Below are 23,611 nucleotides of genomic sequence, written 5' to 3'. Positions count from 1 at the left end.
CGATGAGTCAGGCGAAGAAGGGTGGCTTGGGGCGCGGACTGGCCGCGTTGATTCCGACCGGTCCTGCCGATGTGCAGGGACTCGGAAGTGCGGCAGCCAATGCGGTGATCGGACTCGATCCGATCGGCCCGCATCCCGCGTCGGCCTATCTGCATCGGGTTCCCGATGCGGCCGAGGAATCGGGTGCCGGTGCGGTGTATCGGGAGATTCCGCCGGAACAGATCGAGCGCAATCCGAAGCAGCCGCGGCAGGTCTTCGAAGAGGATGCGCTCGCCGAACTCGTCCATTCGGTGCGGGAATTCGGCCTGATGCAGCCGATCGTGGTGCGGGTGCTGGAGTCCTCCCCCACTCCGCGCTATCAGCTGGTGATGGGTGAACGGCGATGGCGAGCCTGCCAGGAAGCCGGCCTGGAGACCATCCCGGCGATCGTGCGGGAGACCACCGACGACGCCATGCTGCGCGATGCGCTGCTGGAGAACATCCACCGGGTGCAGCTGAATCCGCTCGAAGAGGCGGCGGCCTATCAGCAGCTGCTGGAGGAATTCGGCGTCACCCACGAGGAACTGGCGAACCGAATCGGCCGATCCCGACCGGTCGTCACGAATATGATTCGCCTGTTGAAGTTGCCGATTCCGGTGCAGCGACGGGTCGCGGCCGGCGTGCTCTCCGCCGGACATGCTCGTGCCCTGCTCGGGTTGGAAGCGGGCGCCGAGGCGCAGGAGCGATTGGCCGAACGCATCGTCGCCGAGGGGTTGTCGGTTCGTGCGACCGAGGAGGCCGTCACTCTCGCTAACCGCTACCCCGAAGACGAAGTGAAGCCGACGCCCAAGCGGAGGCAGATTTACGCACCGGGGTTGGACAAGGTCGCCGAGCGATTGGCCAATTCGTTCGACACCAGGGTGACGGTGAGTATGGGCAAGAAGAAGGGCAAGATCGTCGTCGAGTTCGGTTCGGTCGACGATCTGGAGCGCATCGTCGGGCTGATGGAGCAACAACAGCTCTGACGAGACAGACCCCTGGGGTTCGGCGAGAAACGTCACTGTGACACCGCTGTTTTTCGCGCCGATCCGAATGTGCCGCGATCGATAAGGGATGGGAAATGAGGCGTTCGCTTTGATCGCATATTCTTGCTGGCGAGAAGATGTTGATGCGGCGTGAGCATAGATGAATCGGAAAGCTGGAGGCTGAGCAGAGCGGTGTCGACCAGCGTGACCGCACTAACCCTCGGCGGACTGGACAAACTTCCGGCGCACGCGCGTCGATGCGTGTTCTGGGAGATCGACCCGGCCGTGGCGGCAGATTCCCGGGAATTCAGCGACCCCGTCTTCGAAAAAGAGGCGTGGTTGTCGACGGTGATGCTCGAATGGGGATCCTGCGGGCAGATCGCTGTGGTCGACGGCCAGCCGGCCGGATGTGCGCTGTATTCGCCGCCGAGTGTGGTGCCGCGCGCGGCATTGTTCCCCACCTCCCCCGTGAGCCCGGATGCGGTCCTGCTGACCACGCTGCGGGCCGAACCGCCGCACAATGACGGGGATATTGCCCATCGGTTGATTCAGGCCGTCGTCGGCGATCTGATGCGCCGAGGTGTGCGAGCGATCGAGGCCTTCGGAATTCGCACCGATCCGGCCGCGACCGCGCTGCCGGCCCGCGGAGTGCGGTCCATGTTCTTCATGGAGCGCATCGACTCGCCGGGGCACGGTATCGCCTCCGCCCCGCGGCAGAAGGCCAACAGCGCCTGTTCGCCCGAAAGCTGCATGATCGACGCGGACTTCCTCGAGGACGTCGGATTCTCGGTGGTGGCACAACACCATCGATTCCCGCGCCTGCGGCTGGAACTCGACAGCGATCATCTGTGGAAGGAAGACGTCGAGCGCGCTCTGGACCAGCTGCTGGCCGCCGCCGCCATGCAGGCCCAGCCGGGCGTTCCCTGCCACTGACACGAAAAAGGGCCACTGACAGGAAAAGGAAGGCGCCCCCGGGATCGAATTCCGGGGGCGCCTTCCTGTGGTATTTCGGGACCTACATCCGATCGGCCGCGGCCAATTCCTCGGCCAACAGCTCGGCGAAGGTATAAGTGCCGGTGGGCTGATCGTCCTGGCCGAGCAGATACAGCCGCTTGACCGAGATCAGAATGGCCTCCGCGATCACATCGCGCATCCGGGGATTGGTCAATACCGAGGCGTCGTAATCGTTTGTCAGGTATCCGATATCGACCTGGACGGTCGGCATCTTCGTCAGTCGCAGCAGGTCCCAGGTGCGGGCGTGGGTGCGGCAGTCCTGCAACGAGGTTCGTGCCACGATCTCACGCTGGATGAATCCCGCCAGCACCTGGCCGATCATCGACACCGAACCGTGCGAATTCCCGAAGTGGAAACTGGCCACACCGCCCGCGGACGAACTGAGATTCGCCGCACAGCGCAGCGAGATCATCAGATCCGCATCGAAGGTGTTCGAGGTCTCGGCGCGTTCGGCGTCGGTCGGGTTGGCACCCCACGGGCGGGACAGGAACGTCTCCATGCCGGTGGCGGCCATCCGGCCCTCCAGGCGGCTCGCCAGATCCCAGAGGATCTCCGATTCGTATACGTCGCCGAATTCCGTCGGCACGGCCAAACCCTTGTCCTCGCCGCCCATTCCGGGGTCGATGACGATGCGCTTCCCGGTCAGCTGCGGGCCGGCCCGGTGGACGACCTCCTCCTCGGCGATGCGATGCGGATTGCCACCGGTGACCCGCGCGCCGAGCAGTTCCAGCGAACGCAGGGTGTCCGGACCACAGATGCCGTCGGCGGACAGGCCGATCTCACGCTGGAAGGCGGTGAGCGCATCGTGGGTGTGCGGGCCGAAATAGCCGTCGATGCGATGAACGTAGAAGCCCAGATCCTGCAGGCGGCGTTGCAGAGTGGCGACGTCGTCGCCGTACAGCGGCGCCGAGAGCTGATAGATCAGGGTGCGGGCGCCGAGGCGATAGGAGGCCTCCTTCAACGCGCGATAGGTGGCGGGTCCGACGACGCCGTCGACCAACAGGCCGCGCTGCTGCTGGAAAGCGCGTACGGCCGAATCGAGTTCACGATCGAAGACGGCGTCGGAGTCCTTCCAGTACTCCCCCTGCCCACCGGACCGGTCGGTCCCGTGCGGGTGTGGATGGAATCCGAGACTTGCCAGGGTGCTCCGGACCTCAGCGACGGCTGGACCAGTATCGCCGTGACGAAGTCGGTGCATGCGTGAGAGCCCTTTCCTTCCGCCAACCCGGGTACCCACTTATGCGATGGCACACACCCTCGCACGACCGGAGCGTCGGTCGATTGTCTCAGACCCGAGCCGTATTTCGGCAATTCTCCGGGTGCCGAAATAGTACACAGCCATCGGGTCCCGGAGTGCCTCCTGGTGAAACCGCATCGGGGCCCCGGACCGGGCACGCTCGCGACGTACCCTGACCCGGGGCCTCGACCGGGAGAACTCAGATGATGCCCTCGAGTTCGCGCAACAGCGCGGCCTTACCCTTGGCACCCACGATGCGCTTGGCCTCCTTACCGCCGGAGAACAGGATCATCGTCGGCAATGCCATCACACCGTAGTCGCGGGAGCTCGTGGGGTTGGCGTCGGCGTCGACCTTCGCCACGGTGAGCTTGTCGCCGTGCGCCGCGGCGATCTCCTCCAGCACCGGTGCGACCATCTTGCACGGGCCACACCAGGAGGCCCAGAAGTCGACGAGCACCGGCTTGTCGCTGCCGAGCACATCCTGTTCGAAGGTGGCGTCGGTGACGGTCTTGGTGGCTGTTTCGGACATGGCGGAACTCCTAGCGGTGTGCGGTGACGCGATATTCGAGAGGCTTCGGGGGGCGGATCAGCCGGCGGTCACTTCCACCGGGTTGCCGGCGTGATCGAGGGTGTTGCTGGTGATGTCGCCCTTCTCGGCGAGCCAGCGCTCGGCGTCGATCGCCGAACGGCAACCGGTACCGGCGGCGGTAATGGCCTGGCGGTAGGTGTGATCGACCAGATCGCCGGCCGCGAAGACGCCGTCCACCGAGGTCGCGGTACCGGGCTCGCGAACCTTCACGTAGCCCTCGGCATCGAGATCGACCTGACCACGGACCAATTCGCTGCGCGGGTCGTGGCCGATCGCCACGAACAGACCGGTGGCCGCCAGTTCGGAGGTTTCACCGGTCTTGGTGTCGCGCAGGGTGAGACTCGTCACGGCCGTGTCGCCGTGCACCTGGACCACCTCGGAGTTGAGGCGGAAGCGGATCTTCTCGTTCGCCTTCGCGCGCTCGAGCATGATGCGGGAGGCGCGGAATTCCTCGCGGCGATGCACGATGGTGACGCTGGAGGCGAATTTGGTGAGGAAGGTCGCCTCCTCCATCGCGGAGTCGCCACCGCCGACCACGACGATGTCCTGGCCCTTGAAGAAGAAGCCGTCACAGGTCGCGCACGCGCTGACACCGCGGCCGAGCAGCTCCTGCTCACCCGGTACACCGAGGTAGCGGGCCGCCGAGCCCATGGCCAGGATGATCGCGTAGGCCTGGTAGACCTCGCCGCCGACCGTGACCGACTTGATCGGGCCGGAAAGATCGATCGCCTCGACATCCTCGGTACGGATATCCGCGCCGAAGCGCTTGGCCTGCTCACGCATCTCTTCCATGAGATCGGGGCCCATGATGCCGTCGCGGAAGCCGGGGAAGTTCTCCACCTCGGTCGTCGTCATCAGCGCGCCACCGAACTGGGTGCCCTCGAACAGCAGCGGTTCGAGCTCGGCCCGGGCAGCGTAGACCGCGGCGGTGTAGCCGGCGGGGCCGGAGCCGACAATGATCAGATCGCGTACAGGCGTGCTCATGATGCCCTTCCGAAGTGTGTTCAACAGGCGTGTCGGTCAACAACAGGGTAAACGTAGATGTTCCCGCCGCCGACCGGCCGTACTCGAGACCGCGCCCGGAAACATCGCCGTCGACGAGGCGTTCGCGCACCTCGAGCGCCGTCAGCCGATATCGCGCATCTCGAGGATCTGCGGATCCGCTGCGCTGCAGCCGGTCCGGACGACCAATGCGGTGATCTTGGGCGGACGCGGGCCGGTGAGCAGGATCAGCACGGCCGATTCACCGCGATATGTGACATTCGTCGAGCCGAGCACCGTGCGGTCCGGAACCGCGGCTTTCACGCAGCCGGCCATGGCCCCCGGGCCCGAGAGCGCGCCGGTGACGTCGTTGCGGCCCATGGCACTCAGCACGGCCTCGGAGGACAACTCGTCGTCGAGGGCGACGGTGGCGCTGTGCTGGGCCGGCAGGGCCTTCGGGCTCACCGTGCGATCGGTCACCGCGTCCACGGCGACCAGGGTTCCGGCGATGACGGCCACTGCCGCCGCGGCCGCGGTGAACCAGCGCCATCGCTTCGCGCGGTGACCGTCCAGCGATATCGGTTCGCCCGGGCCCGGCGCGCCGGGAACATCGGCGTCCTGCCCGAGCGATTCCTCGGGCATCGGTTCCCCGGGCAGCGCCTCCTGCGGTACCGCGTCCAGAGCCGGCATCGGACGGGTCGAGGGCGGCTCGCCGCCCGCTCCGTCGCCGTAGAGATGGTGGACGGTGGCGACCGGCTGCGGCTGCTCGCCGCGCGACAACTCGTCCAGCAGCGCGTCCAGCCGGGCCGCTACCCGGGGCGGGATCGGATGCAGAATGTGGTCGTCCAGGCTCAGCGCGCGTAACTCGGCGCTCACGCCGTCGAGCGAGTGCAGGAAACGAACGGCGTCGGGGTCCCGGCGAACTTGCGGCCACAGCAGCTCGGCCTGTTCGGGAGGGACGTTGTCGGCGTGCAGATCGGCCAGCAGATCGGTGGAGAACGGAGGGCGCGGCACCGGACGGGCTGCCATCACACCTCCTGTGTCCGCTTCGTCGCCCCACACCCCGGAACGGCGTCGCCGCGCGGCGAATTCGCCCTTGTCGTCCATCGCCTCTCCGGGTCCGGCCTCATGATGTAGTGCCTGTCATCGCAGCGATGCGGCGGCAGGCACAACGAATAATTGTCCGTCTATTAGTAATGACGCTTCTCGGCTACGTCCGGTTCCCCGGATTTCGCAGGAATTCCAATTCCTGTTCCAGCCGTTTACGGCCACGGGCGCAGCGACTTTTGATCGTCCCCTCGGCGACGCCCAGCAACTGCGCCGCTTCCGCTACGGTATACCCTTCCATGTCGATCGCAACCAGCGCTGCTCGCTGATCGGGCGGCAGTGTGAACAGTGCCGCGGCGACAACCATCTTCACCTCGCGCTGCGCGATGTCGTCGCGTTCCACCGCCGGTTCGGCCACCGACTCGTCCGACAGCGACGTCGCGGGCCGAGACTTGTTGCGCCGCATACGATCCAGGCACGCGTTGACCACGATGCGATGCAACCAGCTGCGTACCTCCGCATCCCCGCGGAAGGTGGCGGCATTGCGGTGCGCGGACAGCAGCGCGTCCTGCAGCGAATCGGCGGCATCCTCCGGAGTGCGGCAGGTGCGCAGCGCCAATTGCCAGAGCCGGTGGTAATGGCGGCGGAACAGAATGCCGAAAGCATCGCGGTCGCCGGCGACATGGGCGGAAAGTAATTCGAAATCGGTGGTTTCGTCCGGATCGATCGAGCGACGACGGACAGCAGACGACTCCGGTGTCCCCCCACTGGCGATCGCTTCGAACGACACACAAACCCCTTGGACAGCGCTCACGGCGGCACGAAGTCCTACACCGGACAGGCCGCTAATTCCGCATCATCCAGGACCGAGACACCAGATCCCAGGAAGCTCCCCTGCTGAGAGCGCGCTGTGAATCATAACGTTCATTACGAATCGGTAGCAACCAGAGCGAGGCGATATCACGGGGCCGGGACGGTCGCCGGCCGCGACGGCACGAATCAGGAAGCTGCCTCGAAGCGAATGTCGCCGAGCGATGTCTGGAACTGGCCGCCGTTGTTGGCCAGCTGGGTGATCCAGATCAGGACGTAGCGAGCCGGTTGATCGGACTGCACGGGGATCGTGGTGGTGCCGTCGGCCAGGGTGGCCTGGCCGACGAGCTGGGTTTGATCCAGGGTGGGAACCGCGGTGGGCGAGGTCCGCACCTCGACCACCGTGCCCGGTGACGCGGAATCGATGACGACCTTGCTCACCTTGCTGGGACCGGGCAGCGTCGCGAGCACGCCGATCCCCTTCTTCAGAGCCGGAAACTGCTGGAAGTACTGATCGGTGTGCCAGGTGGTGGTCGGATTTCCGTCGAGCAGCGCCGACACGTTGCCGGGACTGTCCGGGGTGCCCTCCGGGGAGTACACCGAGACGCCCGTGGCCTGCAGCGGAAGTCCGGCAGCCGTGCTCGGCGCGGGTCCCGCGGACTGCGCCGCCGGGGCAGTCGGTGCGACGCTGGCCGTGGTCAGGCCCAGTTTGCGCTGCTGTTCGTTGAGCGGTTCGTCGGCCGAGCCCGGCGCGAAGATGCTCAGCAACCACCAGATGATCACGCCGACCACCAGCGCCGCGAGCACACCCAGGCCGACCAGGATCCACAGCATTCGCTGCGACCGCTCCCGCTCGGCGGCGAGCAGTTCCGGATCGGCGAGGGTCTCGTCCGGATTCGCCACCGCACGCTGGCCCAGACGCAGGACCGGGATGAAGTCGGTCTTCTGGTCGACGACCGAGGCCTGCTCGAGCACGTGCTGCACGGTCGCCGCCGTCCGCACGCCCTTGTCGGCCTCGAGCGAGCGGACCGCCACCGCGGAGATCTCGAACGGCACCTCGGGACGAATCTGACGCGGTTCCACCGGAGAGCCGTCGCTGCCGAAATCGGCCAGCTTCAGCCCGCCGACGGTCGCCGCGGCACCGGTGACGCCGCCGGTGCGGATCGGCCAGCGGGCGGTGATCAGCGCGTACAGCATCGCGCCGAGGCCACGCACATCCGATTGCGCGTCGGAATCGGCCAAGGTGCCCGGGAAGGCCAGCACCGCATCGCCGGAGGCGCTGATGCGCACCCGGTCCGGATGATCGATCGACAGCGAACCGCCGCCGCGATGGGCCAGTTCGGCAGCCGCGGCGAGGGCCCGGATGGCCCGCGCCGCACCGATCGGCGAGGGCTTTGTCTCGGCCATCTCCCGCAGCGAGCGGCCGGGAGTCCACTCCGCGACCACGATGCCGCCGGAACTACCGCGCACCACATCGAGCACGCGGGCCAGGCCGGACGAGTTGATCCGGCCCAGGCGCAGCGTGCGCGAGAGGATGGCCTGCGGGCCGTCGTGGCCGGGATTGTCGGCGGCCTTCTGATCGGCATCGACGAAGGTGAGCGCGACCTCGCGGTCCAATTTCACATCCAAGGCCTGCCAGAACCGCAGTCCGCGTGCGCCGCCGTGGTCGGCGAGCAGCCGATAGCGGCCACCCGCCACGGAGGCGCCCGGAATCAGTTTCGGACCGCGCGGTACCCGCCGGGACGGCGGTTCCACCCGCATCGGGGGCATCTCCGGCGAACCGACCGGCAGCATGCCGGTGTCGTAGGCCGGATCCCGCGGCGGCACCGCTCCGGGCGGCACCGCTTCCGCACCGTTGCCGCCGACCGCGTCCGCGGTGTTCGGCACGTCGGGGACATCCCCGTCCACACCGGCTTCGGCGTCGGGCGCCGCACCGGCGTTCGACGCTTCCGTATGGTCGGATGCGGAGTCCCGAGTGCGGTCGGCCGGCGGAACACTCCCGGGCGGGACGTCGTCGGTGCGCACTGCGCCTGCCGCGTCGGCAGCCTCGGCGGAAGGCTGACCCTCCGCCGCGTCGTCGCTCACCCTCGCTCCTCCTTCGCCCTGAACTGTCGAAGTCCGTTGCGCCGGTGCAGCACCGGCATTTGCGTTTCTCTGCCGAACAGGGTACGGGAACTCGCCCTGGCCGGTGCGGTCAACCGCACCAGGACGGATTACCGGCAACACCATGGTCTGGGCGTCGGTGTACGGGTCGTAGCTGTAGTAATACGGAGCGGCCAGTTCCGGACGCGGCAGCACCATCGTGTCGTGCATATCGACCGCGGTGTCGTCCAGGCCGAGGTCGGGCGCCGGCGGGGTGAAGCCGAGGCGCCGCGACACCGCGACCGTGAGCGCGACGATCTCCGGAACACCCGCCAGGCGCATCAGGCCGAAGGCGACGCCGAACATGACGATCGCGTCCAAGCCGACCCGCAGTACCGAGGCGAGGCCGCCGTCGAGCCGGGACAGGCCCAGCACCTGATCGATGATCAGTGTCACCGCCGCGCCGGCCACCGAGGCCAGCACCACGCGGGTGACGGTCCGGCCGACATTGGCCATCCGCAGATCGCCGAGACTGCGATGCAGCAGCCAGCCGCCGATCACCGCGCCGGTCACGAAGCCCAGACCGTTGGCCACACCCAAGGCGATGACGACGTGCTCGTCGCTGAAGAAGACCGGCGTGAGCAGCGACAACACGATCTTGACGCCGGTGATGCCGAGGATGATCCAGGTCGGTGTCCAGGCCTGTTCCCGCGCGTAGAACACCCGCAGGTGAATCAGCACCAGCGCGTAGGGAATCAGCGTGAACGCCGACCAGGAGACCGCCTCGCCCAGGCGGCCCGCGTCCGAACTGCCGAAATGGCCGTACCCGTACAGCGCCTGGCCGATCTGCGGACCCGCGATGGTGAGGAAGGTGACCACCGGGACCAGCGAAATCATGGTCAGACGGGTGGCGACGCCGAGGTCGTCGACCACCGCCGGATTGTCGTCGGCGGCGGCATTGCGGCTCAGGCGCGGCATGATCGCGGTCAGCAGCGTCACGCCGAGCACGCCGTACGGCAACTGCAGCAGCAGCCAGGCATTCTGATAGATGGTCGGACCCGCGACGTCGGCGTGCGAGGAGACCCGGGTGGCGATGGTCCAGCCGATCTGGCTGATGAACACGTACAGGATGATGGCCGCGCCCATCCCGGCGAACTGCTTGAGCCGGGCGTCCACCCCCCACAGCGGGCGCAGATCGATGCCGAGCCGCCGGATGGCCGGCAGCAGGCTCACCATCTGAACGATGACACCGACGGTCACACCCACGCCGAGGACCAGCAGCTTCGGATCGCTCATCCGGACCGGATCGAGGCTGATCTCTCCCGGCGTGACCGCATACAGGGTCAGAATCGCCAGTACGACCACGTTGTTCAGCACCGGCGCCCAGGCACCCGGTTTGAACACCTGATGGGTGTTCAGGATCGCCATGAGCAGGCCCGACATCCCGTAGAAGAGGATGGCCGGCAGCAGCAGGAAGGCGAGCGCCGTGGTCAGCGCGGTATTCACCTTGCCGTCGTTGGAGAGGAAGATATGGGTGGTCATCACCGGTGCCGCGGCGACGGCCAGAACGGTGCCGATGGCCAACACCGTGAACGCCGCGGTGACCAGGCGGCGGACGAATGCCGCGCCGCGGTCGGGGTCCTCCTTCTCCGCGCGGACCAGGGTCGGCACCACGATGGCGGTGAGCACCGCGCCGAGCAGCAGCTCGGAGATCATGGTCGGGATCGTGCTGGAGACCGTGAACGCACTGGCGATGGCCGGGCCGAGCACGGTGACGAGCAACAGCTGCTTGACGAAGCCGGTGATGCGGCTGACCAACGTGGCGACCGCGATGGATCCGGAGTCGCGGACCAAACGCGAAGTCGACGAGTCTTCCGGTTCCTGCTCGATGACGGCCTGCTGGGCGGTGCGCGGACCTGCCGAATCGCTGCGCGCGCGTGTCGGCCGTGCCGAATCCGGACGCTCCCCTGCCGGCCGGCGGCGGGGCTCCGCCTCGGACGGCGGGATGTGGCGCGGCATCGCCCGCTCCGCGCGCGGTGCGCGAGGAACCCGGTCGACCGGACCGCTCGGCGGGCCCGGCGGATAGGACCGCCGCGGATCCGGACGCTGCGCATCCCGGCGCGGGATCTCCCGGTTCTGGGTCTCGCGGTATTGAGGGTCCCGGTACCGAGGATCCTGATTCGGAGGCTCGACCGGCGGGCGCGGGCCGCGCTGCGGCGGACGGGGCCGTCCCGGCGGCGCGCCGTCCTGCGGCGGGCGAGCAGCCCGATGATCCGTCGGGGGGACTTGACGGAACGGCTCGCTCGGTGGCGCATTCGGCGGTAGTGGCTGACGCGGCGCGTTCGGCGGCGTCTGGCGCAGCGGCGCGCTCGGCGGGCTCTGCCGGCGCGGCGGATTCTGCGGTCCCGGACTCCGGGGCCCGTCGGGTGAATTCGGCGGGCCCGGACGGGGCGATGCCCCCGGTGGAATCTGGCGCGGGCCGGCACCCGGGGTCTGACGGATGGGTGCGCTGGGCGGCGTCTGCCGGCGCGGCGGCGGAGTGGGTCGTGCTCCGTTCGGGCCGGGCGTCCGGCCCGCGGGCGGTACCTGCGGAATCGGGCCACTCAGCGGCCGCCGCGGATCGGCCGGATCGGGCCGGGCGTCGTTCGGCGGTAAGCGGTGCGGCGGCGTCCCGCTGGGCACGACACCGTTGGCGCCCGAGGGCGGCATCGAGGGATCGGGACTCAGCCGACGCGGTCCACGCTCCCACGGCGCGGCGGGCGCGCGTCGCGGAAACTGCTCGTCGTCGGCCTGATCGGGCACGACGGGGCCGTCGTACTCGGTCACCGGACCTCCGGTCTGCACGGCATTCGGGCCGGCCCGTGAATCACCTGGTCGGCACAGTAAGCCGCTGGGCGATTGTCGCTCACTGTGCCCCGTGACCTGCGGGACACCCGCACCCGGTCGGCACAGTAAGCCGCTGCGCGATTGTCGCTCACTGTGCCTCCTCTTCCTGCAGTACTCGTTTGCGGGCGCGCAGGTATCGGTTGAGCCTGCGTCGTTTTCCCGGGTCCAAACCCTTGTCGGCCGGATCGGGCTGTCCCCGGAAGCGGCGCCACAAGCGGCGACCGGCGAGCAGGAACAGCAGTGCACCGGCACATGCGGTAATTATCGCCAACGCTTGACCGTAAGCGTTCGAACGTACCGAAACCGAGGTGGCATTGCCGAGAGGCACTCCGGCCGGTGTGGTAAGGGATATCGGAATCACCAGGTTACGGCTGTCGCTCACCTTGGTCGGAATCTGGAACGACCGGGTACCCTCCGCCGGAAGCTGCTGCTCACCGATGTCGGTGATATTCGTCTCGGCGGGCGCTCCGATCTTGAACCGGATCCGGATCGCGACCGGCAGATCGTTGCGCGCGACCAGCAGCAGCGGACTCTGTTCCGAGGCCAGCGTGTACACCCCGCCCGGCGGCAGCACGCTCACCGAGGAGAACAGCCCGTCCATGGTCCGGGTGGTCTGTTCGAGTCGCCGCTGGGCGGCGGTGTCGGCCTGCGAATCGGTGCCGGTGCGGTCCGAGAGCGTCAGCACCCGGATGAGATCGTCGCGCAACGGGGTGAGGAACGTCCGTGGTGTCGGCTCCTGCTGGGGGATCTCCACCAGGGCGCTCATCAGATCGTCGATCCGATGTTCCTGCTGCCCGACCGGTGCGACGAACTGGTCCGGCACCGCCTGCGCCGCCGCGTCCCCGGAGTAGTCCAGGTCGTACGGGCGCGGATCGACCGGCTGCGCGAGCAGGTCGGTGAAGGAACGTGGTGTCGCCAGACCGCTGCGGAACATGAGCTCCAGGTGCGAGAGCAGCGCTCCGGCCTCGTCGCGGTCGGCGCCCCACTGTTGCGGCGGCATGAGGAGGGTGGCGCGGGGACGGGTCTCGGTCGTATTCAGCACCGGCCAGCTCAGCGCGCCCAGTGCGTCCTGTAGTCGAGCCGTGCGGGAGTCGTTGGTGACCGCGTACCGGACCCGGTCGGGAGTGAACGCCGGAGTCGGCGGATTCGACCCGACCGCGGCCAGCGCGGTCGCCGACCACATGTCGAAGGTCGCGACCTTCAGCCCGGAATCGGGCGCCGGCGGCGCGGCGTCGGGTTTGGCCGGTGCGGCGGCCGGCAGGCGCACCATCTCCGGCACCACCGGCGCGATGTCCGCGGCGACGGAGGCGGTACTGCGCACCGTCGCCTCGCCGCGCCCGGAACCCGTTGCGGTGCTGAGGGACCCGCCCTCGGCGACCGCATTGCCGGAGAGGACGGCGGTGGTGAAACCGCGCTCGGTCAGCATGGTCGCGGCATCGGCTCCGATGGCTCCGGAAGCGGGCAGACTCACCCCGCGCACGGATTTGACCGACAGCAGCGAATCGACGATATCCGCGGGCGCGGTGATAGCGCGGGCGACCAGATCGGCATCATGGACGCCGGCCAGCGCGGTCGGGTCGACCTGCGCGAACGGCAGCGCCACCGTGCACATCGTCGGCGCCAGCGCACGCAGCCGGTCGAGCCACGCGCGCGCGGCCTGCGGACCGGTGCCGTCGCGTGTGGGCCCGTCCGGATCCGACGGGGAGGCCAGTACCCGATATCCCTCGGTCATCTTCGACACGGTGAGCAGCAGATCCGGGTCCACGGCCAGGCACAGCGATCCGGCCAGTCCGGGACCCGCGCGGCCGGAATCGTGCGAGGGGTCGGGTCGCAGCGCCGACTCCAGGGCAGAGACCAGCTGATCCAAGCGGCCGCCCGCGGCCAGTTCCCCGGCCAGTTCGTCGTCGGTGAGCAGCGCCTTGCCATCCACCGAACCGGGGATGCCGGCGACCATGCGGGGCCGGTCGGCCAGCGGCCACAACATGGTGGTCGCCACCGGCGGCTGCGGTGCGGCCGGAACGGGTTGTGACCCCTCCGCCGCGGCATCGGCGCCGTTCGGCAGGGCGGGCAGGCCGAGCACCGGCAGCAGGAACCGCGCATCGTCGAGGTGCGCCTGAGTGCCGTAGGCCGGTTCGCCGTTCACATTCAGCAGCAGCGGATACACGCCCGGTTCGGTGATGCCGAGCGAGTCCGTGACCGGCGGATTGGCGGCCGCGTTGGACATGCCCTCGCGCACCCCGATCCGCAGGGTGAACTGTTTGCGCTGTCCGGGCCCCAACTGATCGGCGACGTCCTGGAACTGCGCGCTGACCGGGAAGTCCGATTGATCCTGGCGCAGCGTGGATCGCAGTTCGCCGGGTTCGGCGATGGCCGCTCCGCGCTGCACTCGCACGCTGACGTCGTCCACCACGCGATCGCCGATATTGGTCACCGTGCCGGTCAGCGCGAGGACGGAATCGCTGGTGGTGGTGATCGTGCTCGGCGACACCGAATCGAGCGTGAGTTTGAGGAATTTCGGCGCGGCGGTCGAACCTCCCGACCCGGACGGCTGCGCATGGCTCGACCCGGCCGACGGCACGCTCAATACGGCGAGCGCCAGCGAGACGAGCAGGAGCACCCAGCGGTGCCCACTGCGACTCGCACGCGTCATTGTCTGCCGCTCTCCATCCGATCTATCAGCCGATTCGCGACCTCGGCCAGACGCCGTTCGTCGGCGTAGGCGAGCCGGGAATCGAGTTCGCTCAACGGCACCCAGGCCACCTTGGTGACCTCGACGTCGGCATCGGAGAGCTCACCCCCCAACGACCGCATCAAGTAATGGTGCACGGTCTTGTGTACCCGACGGCCTTCGGTGACGAACCAGTAGTCGATGCTTCCCAGTTCCGCGACCACCCGGCCGTTGATGCCGGTCTCCTCGGCGACCTCCCGGACGGCGGTCTGTTCGGCCGTCTCCCCCTCTTCGATATGCCCCTTCGGCAGCGACCACAGCAATCGGCCGCGGCGGTCGGTGCGGCCGATGAGCGCGGCGCAGCGCTGTTCGGCGGGTCCGTCGAGGCCGTCGACGACCAGTCCGCCCGCCGAGGTTTCCCGGACGGTGCGCATGCGAGGTTTCGCCGCATTACCGGCCGAACCGCGGCGCCGGGGCTGGCGGCGTCGACTGTTCGCGCGATCGGCCGGAGACACCGGGTCAGTCTAGCCGCGCCGGATCGATGCACTGAACGTGTTCGATGCCGAGTGTCATGCCGCAGCGCGGCGGGGCATCCGTCCGGTCCGGGCGGGTGCGCACCAACTAAGCTGCGTTTCCGTGGTTTCGCCGAAGTCCGTTGACGCAGAAGTGGAGGACGGCACACAAGTGAAAGGAAGGGCCGTGTCCGACCCCGACGATGATCGCCGGACGCGATTGCTTGCCGCGGCGGCGATCACACTGGGCCGGCTCTCGGATGTGCTGACTCCGCTGGGCGGCCTGTTCGCCGCGCGCGGCCACGAGCTGTACCTGGTCGGCGGCAGCGTGCGCGACGCCGTGCTGGGCCGGCTCGGCACCGATCTGGACTTCACCACCGACGCCCGGCCCGAGGTCGTACTGGAGATCGTGCGCGGTTGGGCCGACCATCTCTGGGATACCGGCGGTTTGGCGTTCGGCACGGTGAGCGCGTCGAAATCGGGCCGGCAGCTGGAGATCACCACCTTCCGTAGCGACAACTACGACCGCGTCTCCCGTAACCCCGAGGTCACCTTCGGTGACAGCCTCGAGGGCGATCTGGTCCGCCGCGACTTCACGGTCAACGCGATGGCCGTACGTATCGGCCCGGCCGGTGATCTGGAATTCGTGGATCCGCTCGACGGCATGGAGGCCCTGCTCGCCGGTGTGCTGGATACTCCTGCGGCGCCGGAGGATTCGTTCAACGACGATCCGCTGCGCATGCTGCGCGCGGCCCGCTTCGTCTCCCAGCTCGGCTTCGAGGTGGCGCCACGGGTGCGGGTGGCGATCGCGTTGATGGCCGACGAGATCCGCCGCATCACCGCCGAACGGGTGCGTACCGAACTGGACAAGCTGATCGGCGGCGAATACCCCACCGACGGTATCGACATCATGTGCGAGACCGGGCTGGCCGAACGGGTGCTGCCCGAGGTTCCGGCGATGAAGCTGGAGATCGACGAACACCATCAGCACAAGGACGTCTATCAGCATTCGCTGACGGTGCTGCGCCAGGCCATCGACCAGGAGCAGGGCGATCCGGATCTGGTGCTGCGCTGGGCCGCGCTGCTGCACGACATCGGCAAACCGCCGACCAAGCGCAACGAGCCCGGCGGCGGTGTCAGCTTCCACCACCATGAGGTCGTCGGCGCGAAAATGGTGCGAAAGCGTATGCGCGCCTTGAAATATCCGAAGCAGTTCACCGAGGACGTGGCGCGGCTGGTGTATCTGCACCTGCGTTTCCACGGCTACGGCAAGGGCCAGTGGACCGATTCGGCGGTGCGCCGCTATGTCACCGATGCCGACGACCTGCTGCCGCGGCTGCACAAACTGGTGCGCGCGGACTGCACCACCCGCAACAAGCGCCGCGCCGCGCTGCTGCGCTCGACCTACGACGATCTGGAAGCCCGGATCGAACGCCTGCAGCAGGAGGAGGACCTGCAGCGGGTGCGTCCGGACCTGGACGGCAACGCGATCATGGAACTGCTCGGCCTGGAGCCGGGACCGCAGGTCGGCCGCGCCTGGCGCTACCTGAAGGAACTGCGGCTCGATCGCGGCCCGCTGACTCGCGACGAGGCCGAGGCCGCGCTGCTGGAATGGTGGAACGCGGGCGGACAGTAGCGCCGCGAACCCGACTCGGCGGTCCGGAGGTCTCAGAACACGATCAGCGTGGTTCCGGCGACGATGGCCGCACGCATCTGCCCCAGGTCGAACGAGCCGGTGACCTGCGGCAGTTCGAGCCGGAAATGTACCCGGTCGCCCTGCCGGTCGGCACGCACGATGCGCACGTCGTTGGGCAGGTCCGCCAGCGTGACCGGCGCCACCGAGACCCAGCGCCGCGGCACCCGGACGCCCGACCAGGCAGCCTGGTGGACCGCGATCGTGACGAGGTTGTCGCTGATGGCGGCGTCGACCAGTGCCTGGAATTTCCGGGTGCGATGGCGCGCGCTGATCAATCCGCTCGGATGCACCTCGAATCGCCAGTCCAGCCGCTCCTCGTTGAGCCATTCGACCAGCGCCGCGGTGGTCACGGTGCCGGTGACATCGAGTCCGGCGGTGCGCACCTTCGTCGGGACACCGGGAATCAGCCGCACTCCGTGCGCGATCACTGTCATCTCATCGATCGGATGTCCGTTCCAGCGCAGCTCGGTCAGCACCGTCTTGGTCTGGAAGTGGGCGCCGCGGCGGCGCACCTTGAGGGTCTGCAGGATCGCGGTCAGATCGTGTCCGAGCAGGGTCGCGGTGACCTCCCGGCCGCCGAAGCGACTCAGAATTCCCTCGCTGAGCAGCGTCATCAGCACATCCGGCATGAGTGCGGTAACCGTACCCGCGCCGAGATCCGCCACCGGGTCGAGCCATGCGGTGGTGAAAGCCGTCCATTGATCCAGCAACTCCGGGTCGAACAGCCGTCGGCCGAGATCCACTGCCCGCAACGGCGACCAGGATTTGGGATCGAAGTAGGTGGCCATGATTGATTCGAGAGTACTGGCCGCCGGTGAATTCGCCAGAGGCGGCGAATGACATTCTCGCGCGGTGCGGCGCGGGCCTACGGATCGGCGGGTTCCGGGTCGTTCAGCGTCGCGTGCATCAGGTAGACGTTGTAGCTGTCCCAGGCCGACATCGTGAAGTACAGGTCTTTACCCGTCGACCAGGGGTGGATGAATCCGCCGTAGGCCTTCGGATAGTCGTTCGTGTCGGCCAGCAGCGTGCCGTCGGTCCAGGTTCCCTGCGGTTCGGTCGCGGTGCGCAGCACGATCGCGTGCCGAGCCGGGTCCAGGTACACCATCTGCCACTGCTTGCTCGACTCGTCGTAGCGCACCGAGAGCTCGCCCGCGATACCGGGAAGCAGCGGCGTGGCGCGATTCTCCTGCGCGGGGGCCCACGTGCCGTCGACCCAGTACTGATACGCGGACTTGTTCAGCACGTCCTTCTTCGGCACCCGCGCCAGGCCGATCATGCCGATGCGGCCGTTGGGCGTACCGAACATGTAGACGTAGTCGCCGTGCGGCACCATCGTCGCGACCTGGAAGCGATCGATGCCGAACATGTTGTCCCACTTGGCGTACTGATCCTTGACCCAGGTACTGCCGCCGTCGTCGGAGTAGGCCAGACCACCGTTGTTGGTCCACCACATCCCCGGGACCCTGCTCCAGTGATTGACCGACATGTAGCTCATGTACTGCCGGTCGCCGAGGGCGAATCCGGAGGTGGGGATCACCGTGGTCTCGAAGTTCTTGATCTTGCGGCTGTTCAGCAGTTCGGCGGCGTGGCAGCGGCTGTCCTGCACCATGTCGTCGATGATCAGTCCCTTGGACAGGTCCCGTTCGGAGCTGAACCCGAGCACATTCGATCGCCAGTCCGGTCCGCCGGCCTGGCCGTACTCCCAGCCCTTGCCGAAGGTATCGCCGAATACCACCGCGACCTTGCCCGGTCCGGTCTCCCACATGATGCCGAGATCGGTCCCGTCGACCTGCCAGCGCATATCGGTGCGGTTGACCGAGCCGTGGCCGGTCACCTGATTGACCAGCTTCACGTTCTCGACCGTGCGCGGCGCGGGTGCCGCCGCGACCGCGCCCGGGTCGGTCGACGGCCGCACCGGCGTCGGCGGGGTCTCCGGCGCCGGCGGTTCGCCGCCGGGGATCGGGATCGGTTCGGGTTCGGGATTGATATTGATGTTCGGCAGATTGAACGGGCCGGAATTCGATCCCGAGCCGGTGCCGGAGCCGGACCCGGAACCTGTGCCCGAGCCGCTGTTCGAGCCGGGTGCCGAACCGGAGCCGGATGCCGAACCGGAGCCGGGGACGGATTCGCCCGGCGCGGAAGGATCTTCCACCGGCGGCGGTTTCGGGGTATCGCGAATGTCCGGGCACGGGTTGTGGCACGGGTCCGCCGGCAGGGGTTGCGGGACGATCCTGGTGTTGTCCGGCCGCGGGCCGGGTACGGGTACGGGCACGATCTCCGGCACCGGCACCGGGATGTCGATCCTGGGCGGAAGAATCGGCGGCGCAGGCGCATTCGGATCGGGCTGGCGCGCGAGCGGATCGAATCCCGTTTCCCCGCAGGCATTCTTCGGTGGCGGTGCCCACGGGGCGAGTTCGGCCGACGCGGGGACGGGTGCGAGCGTGCCGAACACCAGCAATCCGGTGACCGCGGGCGTGAAAATCGCCGAGGCACAGCGCTTTCCGATGTGGGTGGAGCCGCGCGCCGCCGCCGCTCCGCCGGCAGCAGCTCTCCCCGTCGCGTTGTTCCCGAACACCGCACTCCTCGACTACCACTCGCACCGCTGGTGACATGCACTGTCAGTCACCGCATCAGCTGGGACCGAGCACAGCGGCTAACAATCTAACCGATCAGCCGGGATGCGTCTGCGAACGTCCGGAGGAATCGCGTGGCGTGCGCCGGCGGCTGTTGACCGCGATCGCCGCGATCCCCAGCGCGTACAGTCCGGCGCCGGCCGCCACCACGCCGAGGGAACGGCCGTCGGCGGGAATGACCAGGGCGGTCACGGCGACGGCGACGACGAACGTGATGTTGAAAATCGTGTCCTGCAGGGCGAATACCTGTCCGCGCCGAGCGTCGTCGACATCGATCTGCAGGGTCGCGTCGCCGGTCAGTTTCACCATCTGCCCGGCCATGCCGAGCAGGAACGCGCCGACCAGCAGCAGTTGATGGGCCCGATGTTCGGCCGCGCCGGTGGCGACGGTGATCGGCGGGACCAATGTCGCCTGCACCAGCAGCGCCGCCGACAGTCCGGCGACCACCGTGCGCGGGCGCCCGAGCCGCGGAATCAGCAGCGGCGTCAGTACCGCGGCGGCGAGCATGCCCGCGGCGACCGCGGTGATCGCGACGCCGAAGCCGACCAGTCCCGAACTCGCCGACATGCCGGATTCGTTGGGGCGACGCAGGACCAGCACCATGAGCAGAGTGTTGGCGCCGAAAACGATGCGGTGGGTACCGACGCCGATCATCGCGGTGGTGCAATCCCGCGATTCGGCGACCGCACGGGCGCCGGTGCGCAGACCGGTCAGCACGGCGCGCACGGACTCGGCGGTCGCACCGCGCCCGGATGCACCGATTCGATGTTCGGGTCCGAGCTGACGGCGCGCGAAGCCGATCGCGGCCACCGCCGAGATCACCGACCCGCAGGCACTGGCCGCCACCGCCACCGCACCCGCGACGTCCCCCGCGCCCACCGCACCGATGATCGCCACCGCGACCGCGGCCCCCGCCCCGGCGCATCCCGATGCCACCGTGGCCAGGACCGAATTCATCGGCACCAGCCAGCGCTGTTCCAGCACCCGCGGCAGCGACGCCGAGATCCCGGCCAGGACGAATCGGCTGATCCCGACCACCGCGAGCGCCAGCAGCAACAGCGGCGTATCGCGGATTCCGGCCCACAGCCAGACCGCAGTCACCACGATCAACACCGCCCGCAGCACGTTGGCGATCAGCAGCACCATCCGGCGGTCCCAGCGGTCCAGCATCGCTCCGGCATACGGTCCGATCACCGAATACGGCAGCAGCAGTACCGCGAACCCGCCCGCGATGGCCAGCGGATCGGTGGCACGTTCGGGATTGAACAGAATCGCACCCGACAGCGCTGCTTGAAACATTCCGTCGCCGAACTGTCCGGAGAACCGGATCAGCGCCAGCCGCGGCATTCCGGGCCGGCGGACGGCGGCGGCCACCGCGGCCCGCCGCGCAGCGTCGGGTCGCATTTCGGTTCACCTCCGGATCAATGTGCGGGGCCGGTGCACAGCCACGGTAGAATCTACCCGGCGGCCTCGACAGCAGCTCGAGAGGAGGACCCCCGTTGTCCACACTCACGACACCACACATCGATGTTCATCGCGCCGGTGATCGCATGAAAACCCGTGTGGCATGGCTGGATTCGAAGCATTCGTTCTCGTTCGGCGAGCATTACGATCCGGAGAACACCCATCACGGGCTGCTGCTGGTGAACAACGAGGACATCGTGTTGCCGGGCGAGGGATTCGACACTCATCCGCATCGCGATATGGAAATTGTCACCTGGGTTCTGAACGGTTCTCTGGTGCATCAGGATTCACTCGGACATGCCGGTGTCATCTATCCCGGATTGGCGCAGCGAATGAGTGCGGGAACCGGAATTCTGCACTCGGAAAAGAATGATTCTTGGCGGCTTCCGCCCGAACAGGGCGGCACGTCGCCGCATTCCGAAGCGGTTCATTTCGTGCAGATGTGGGTAGTACCGGACGAGCCGGGAATTACTCCCGGATATCAGCAACTGGAAATCGACGACGAACTGGACCGCGGCGGCCTGATCACGGTCGCCACGGGTATGCCGCGCTATCGCGATCGCACCGCGATCGCGATCAGCAGCAGCCATTCCGCCCTGCACGTCGGGCGTATGCCCGGTGCGGCGGGAGCGGCTGCGGGGCAGGCGATCACCCTGCCCGAGGCGCCCTACCTGCATGTCTTCGTCGCCCGCGGTGAGGTCGAGATGGAGGGCGTCGGAACCCTCTACGAGGGCGACGCGGTGCGGATGACCCGAAGCGGCGGGCAGCGCATCGTCGCCGAGGTTCCGGCGGAGGTCCTGGTGTGGGAAATGCACGCACGTCTCGGCGGTCAATAGAGTCGGCAGACGCGGCCGTCGAGGGCCCGTGCGTCAGAGGAGAGGACAGCGATGACCGAGAATCCACCGCCCGGGAACTACCCCCCGCCGGAACCGTATCCGCCGTCGGGTGGCGAACCCGGACGTCCGGGCGAATATCCCCAGCAACCGGGCCAGTACGCACAACAACCCGGCCAGTACGGCCAGCAGCCCGGACAGTATCCGGGTGGATATCCCCCGCCGCCTCCGGGCGGCTATCCCGGTCCGCCGGGACAGGGCACCTGGGAGCAGCCCAAGGGCAAGGGGCTGGCCATCACGGCGCTGGTCCTCGGCATCATCGCCGTGCTGACCTGCTGGACGGTGGTGGGCGGCATCCTGTTCGGCCTGGTCGCCCTGATCTTCGGCATCATCGCGACGGTCAAGGCGCGGCGCGGCACCGCGGCCGGGGGCGGGATGGCGATGGCCGGTCTCGTCCTGGGCCTGCTCGGCCTGATCGCCGGGATCGTGATCGCCGCCATCGGGGTCAACTTCTTCGTCAACAACGGCGGCAAGGATTTCCTCGACTGTGTGAACAAGGCCAACGGCGATCAGTCGAAGATCGACCAGTGCCAACGTGATTGGAATCAGACGCTGGAGAACAAGTACAGCGTGACCCTGAGTCCGCGGCCGACCTCCTGATCGCCGCTGGTCAGTACGGGTCCGGCCGGCACTGGCGGGTTGCGGTGAGCACCTCGGCCAGTTCCGGCCGGTAATCGCTGTGCGGCGAATCGATCCACACCCGGTATCCGGTGCGCTCGTCGGCCGGTGAGGGCAGCACGATGGTGGTGCCCGGGGCGACCAGAGCGGCGCAGCGGTGGAACATATCGGACGCGATCGCGGCGTCGGTGGCCGATTCGTCGACATGTCCGGTCAAGAAGGTCCAGCGCGCCGAGCGCGGATGTCCGATGATCGGCCCGCGATGTCCACACACGGTGAGATATTCGCGAATCGGAGCTCCGAGGGCGGCCGGCACGGTGATCGCGCCGACCGGGCCTATTTCCAACAGGATGCGACCTCGGACCGGTTCGACGATGCCGTAGAGCCCGTTCTCCTTGCGGTAGCGACGACAGCGGACCAGCGCTTCCTGGGTGACTGCGCGCGGCGCGGTGGTGATGGTGGTGATATTCGGTTCGATCGCGCCGGCCATCGGGTCGCGCGTGCTCATGGCGAACCTCGTCTCGTCGTCGAGTGCAGTGCCACCGATACGCAGACCGTATCGCCGTGCAGTTGAAATGACAATAGTCAGAGGCGTGTCGCGGCGTCCGGCGTAGCATCTGCCCGCATGGCCCCTACCTCGCCAGTGGTCGCCCGGTGGGAATTGGTCCGTCGCCTGCGCGAACTCCGCGAACAACGCGGCTTCGACTCGGCCGGCTTCGCTCGGGCGGTGGGCTTCACCCCGGCGAATTGGTCGCATGTCGAAAAGGGCCGCCGGGTGCTGACCGGCAACACGATCGGCCCGGTGCTGGATCTGCTCGCGGTCGGCGAGCGGGAACGCGTGGAACTGCTCGCCTTGCTTGCCGCAGGGAAAGGGCGCGGCTGGTGGAGCCGCTCGGCTCTGATCGGCCCGGAACTGCAGCGCTACTACGGGATGGAATACGGCGCGGACAGTATTCGCAGCTACGACAGCCTCGTGATCCCGGGCCTGCTGCAAACCGAAGCGTATGCGCGGGCGCTGATCGCGGCCGATGTGATGATCCGCCCGGCGCAGGTCGAACAGCTGGTCGCGATGCGGATGCGGCGCCGCAAGCGCCTGCACGGCCACGATCCCGTCGCGCTCACCGCGGTCGTCGGCGAGGCCACGCTCGTGCAGCGGGTCGGCGGCCAGGACGTGCTGTGTGCGCAGCTGGAGTATCTGGCCGGGCTGTTGCGCACCAGGCCGAACGTGGACATCCGGGTCATCCCGTTCGCGGCTCCCGACGGCGCTGTCCTCGGCGGAGCGAGCTTTCACCTGCTGGACTTCGCCTCCGAGTACCTGCCGACCTTCGGCTGGGCCGAGAGCGCGGTCTTCGGCGCGCCGGTCGACAATCCCGACCAGGTGCACGATCTGGCGTTCGCATTCGTGCGAGCTCTCGATCAATCCCTCACGCGCACAGAATCATTGGCGCTGATCGAGAAATACGCAGCCGTGTAAACT

At 68.0% G+C, this 23,611-nt stretch carries 18 protein-coding genes; 6 read left to right on the top strand and 12 right to left on the bottom strand.

Annotated features, from left to right (window positions below; all coding sequences use genetic code 11):
* Window positions 1-2: 2 nt before the first annotated feature.
* Together C8258_RS12600 and C8258_RS12595 are read left to right on the top strand one after the other, a co-directional pair.
* The gene (locus C8258_RS12600) at window positions 3-1,004 is read left to right on the top strand and encodes a ParB/RepB/Spo0J family partition protein (protein ID WP_106955326.1); all 1,002 of its coding nucleotides are present in this window, start codon (window positions 3-5) and stop codon (window positions 1,002-1,004) included.
* Between the two features lie 192 nt (window positions 1,005-1,196).
* A complete protein-coding gene (locus tag C8258_RS12595) occupies window positions 1,197-1,937 on the top strand; it encodes a hypothetical protein (RefSeq protein ID WP_036507428.1) in 741 nt (246 codons plus the stop codon).
* An 82-nt stretch (window positions 1,938-2,019) separates the two neighbouring features.
* Here C8258_RS12595 and C8258_RS12590 read toward each other — a convergent pair whose 3' ends face one another.
* From C8258_RS12590 to C8258_RS12555, 8 genes are all read right to left on the bottom strand, one after another.
* The gene (locus tag C8258_RS12590; RefSeq protein ID WP_036507426.1) at window positions 2,020-3,216 is read right to left on the bottom strand and encodes an N-acetylmuramoyl-L-alanine amidase; all 1,197 of its coding nucleotides are present in this window, start codon (window positions 3,214-3,216) and stop codon (window positions 2,020-2,022) included.
* Window positions 3,217-3,454: 238 nt separating this feature from the next.
* Complete coding sequence (trxA, locus tag C8258_RS12585; RefSeq protein ID WP_030514055.1) at window positions 3,455-3,784, bottom strand: thioredoxin; 330 nt, start codon at window positions 3,782-3,784, stop codon at window positions 3,455-3,457.
* A gap of 57 nt (window positions 3,785-3,841) precedes the next feature.
* Entirely contained in the window at window positions 3,842-4,828 is a 987-nt protein-coding gene (gene trxB, locus C8258_RS12580) for a thioredoxin-disulfide reductase (protein WP_036507424.1), read from the bottom strand.
* A 141-nt stretch (window positions 4,829-4,969) separates the two neighbouring features.
* Window positions 4,970-5,854 carry a hypothetical protein gene (locus C8258_RS12575; protein ID WP_146161218.1) on the bottom strand — a complete coding sequence of 295 codons (885 nt, stop codon included), beginning with the start codon at window positions 5,852-5,854 and terminating at the stop codon, window positions 4,970-4,972.
* A 181-nt stretch (window positions 5,855-6,035) separates the two neighbouring features.
* Complete coding sequence (gene sigM / locus C8258_RS12570) at window positions 6,036-6,599, bottom strand: RNA polymerase sigma factor SigM (RefSeq protein WP_063008932.1); 564 nt, start codon at window positions 6,597-6,599, stop codon at window positions 6,036-6,038.
* A gap of 272 nt (window positions 6,600-6,871) precedes the next feature.
* Window positions 6,872-10,783 carry a murein biosynthesis integral membrane protein MurJ gene (gene murJ, locus C8258_RS12565; protein WP_233225045.1) on the bottom strand — a complete coding sequence of 1,304 codons (3,912 nt, stop codon included), beginning with the start codon at window positions 10,781-10,783 and terminating at the stop codon, window positions 6,872-6,874.
* A gap of 955 nt (window positions 10,784-11,738) precedes the next feature.
* On the bottom strand, window positions 11,739-14,300 hold the full coding sequence (locus tag C8258_RS12560) for a DUF6049 family protein (protein WP_106955324.1): 2,562 nt from the start codon (window positions 14,298-14,300) through the stop codon (window positions 11,739-11,741).
* Window positions 14,297-14,833 carry an NUDIX hydrolase gene (locus C8258_RS12555; protein WP_064923396.1) on the bottom strand — a complete coding sequence of 179 codons (537 nt, stop codon included), beginning with the start codon at window positions 14,831-14,833 and terminating at the stop codon, window positions 14,297-14,299. The genes C8258_RS12560 and C8258_RS12555 overlap by 4 nt, the downstream gene beginning before the upstream one ends.
* Window positions 14,834-15,017: 184 nt before the next feature.
* Here C8258_RS12555 and C8258_RS12550 point away from each other — a divergent pair, with 184 nt between their 5' ends.
* Window positions 15,018-16,466, top strand: coding sequence for a CCA tRNA nucleotidyltransferase (locus C8258_RS12550; RefSeq protein ID WP_106955323.1), 1,449 nt, complete (start codon window positions 15,018-15,020; stop codon window positions 16,464-16,466).
* Between the two features lie 32 nt (window positions 16,467-16,498).
* On the opposite strand, the gene C8258_RS12545 is transcribed toward C8258_RS12550, so the two are convergent.
* The 3 genes from C8258_RS12545 to C8258_RS12535 form a co-directional block, all read right to left on the bottom strand.
* Window positions 16,499-17,314, bottom strand: a complete 816-nt coding sequence (locus C8258_RS12545) for a hypothetical protein (protein ID WP_106955322.1) — start codon at window positions 17,312-17,314, stop codon at window positions 16,499-16,501.
* Window positions 17,315-17,391: 77 nt separating this feature from the next.
* A complete protein-coding gene (locus C8258_RS12540) occupies window positions 17,392-19,008 on the bottom strand; it encodes a DUF4185 domain-containing protein (RefSeq protein ID WP_106955388.1) in 1,617 nt (538 codons plus the stop codon).
* Window positions 19,009-19,195: 187 nt separating this feature from the next.
* Complete coding sequence (locus C8258_RS12535) at window positions 19,196-20,563, bottom strand: hypothetical protein (protein ID WP_106955321.1); 1,368 nt, start codon at window positions 20,561-20,563, stop codon at window positions 19,196-19,198.
* 95 nt (window positions 20,564-20,658) lie between these two features.
* On the opposite strand from C8258_RS12535, the gene C8258_RS12530 reads away from it, so the two are divergent.
* Both C8258_RS12530 and C8258_RS12525 read left to right on the top strand, forming a co-directional pair.
* Window positions 20,659-21,459 carry a pirin-like bicupin family protein gene (locus tag C8258_RS12530; RefSeq protein WP_036507411.1) on the top strand — a complete coding sequence of 267 codons (801 nt, stop codon included), beginning with the start codon at window positions 20,659-20,661 and terminating at the stop codon, window positions 21,457-21,459.
* A 51-nt stretch (window positions 21,460-21,510) separates the two neighbouring features.
* On the top strand, window positions 21,511-22,116 hold the full coding sequence (locus C8258_RS12525) for a DUF4190 domain-containing protein (RefSeq protein WP_106955320.1): 606 nt from the start codon (window positions 21,511-21,513) through the stop codon (window positions 22,114-22,116).
* A 10-nt stretch (window positions 22,117-22,126) separates the two neighbouring features.
* Here C8258_RS12525 and C8258_RS12520 read toward each other — a convergent pair whose 3' ends face one another.
* Window positions 22,127-22,642, bottom strand: coding sequence for a hypothetical protein (locus C8258_RS12520; protein ID WP_233225044.1), 516 nt, complete (start codon window positions 22,640-22,642; stop codon window positions 22,127-22,129).
* Between the two features lie 117 nt (window positions 22,643-22,759).
* Here C8258_RS12520 and C8258_RS12515 point away from each other — a divergent pair, with 117 nt between their 5' ends.
* Window positions 22,760-23,608, top strand: a complete 849-nt coding sequence (locus C8258_RS12515) for a DUF5753 domain-containing protein (protein WP_106955319.1) — start codon at window positions 22,760-22,762, stop codon at window positions 23,606-23,608.
* The last annotated feature ends 3 nt before the right edge of the window (window positions 23,609-23,611 follow it).

It is taken from the genome of Nocardia sp. MDA0666 (assembly GCF_003023875.1).
GTDB classification, from domain to species: Bacteria; Actinomycetota; Actinomycetes; order Mycobacteriales; family Mycobacteriaceae; genus Nocardia; species Nocardia aobensis.
Note: the sequence above shows the minus strand (reverse complement) of the source record. Positions and strands in the feature narration are given on the sequence as shown.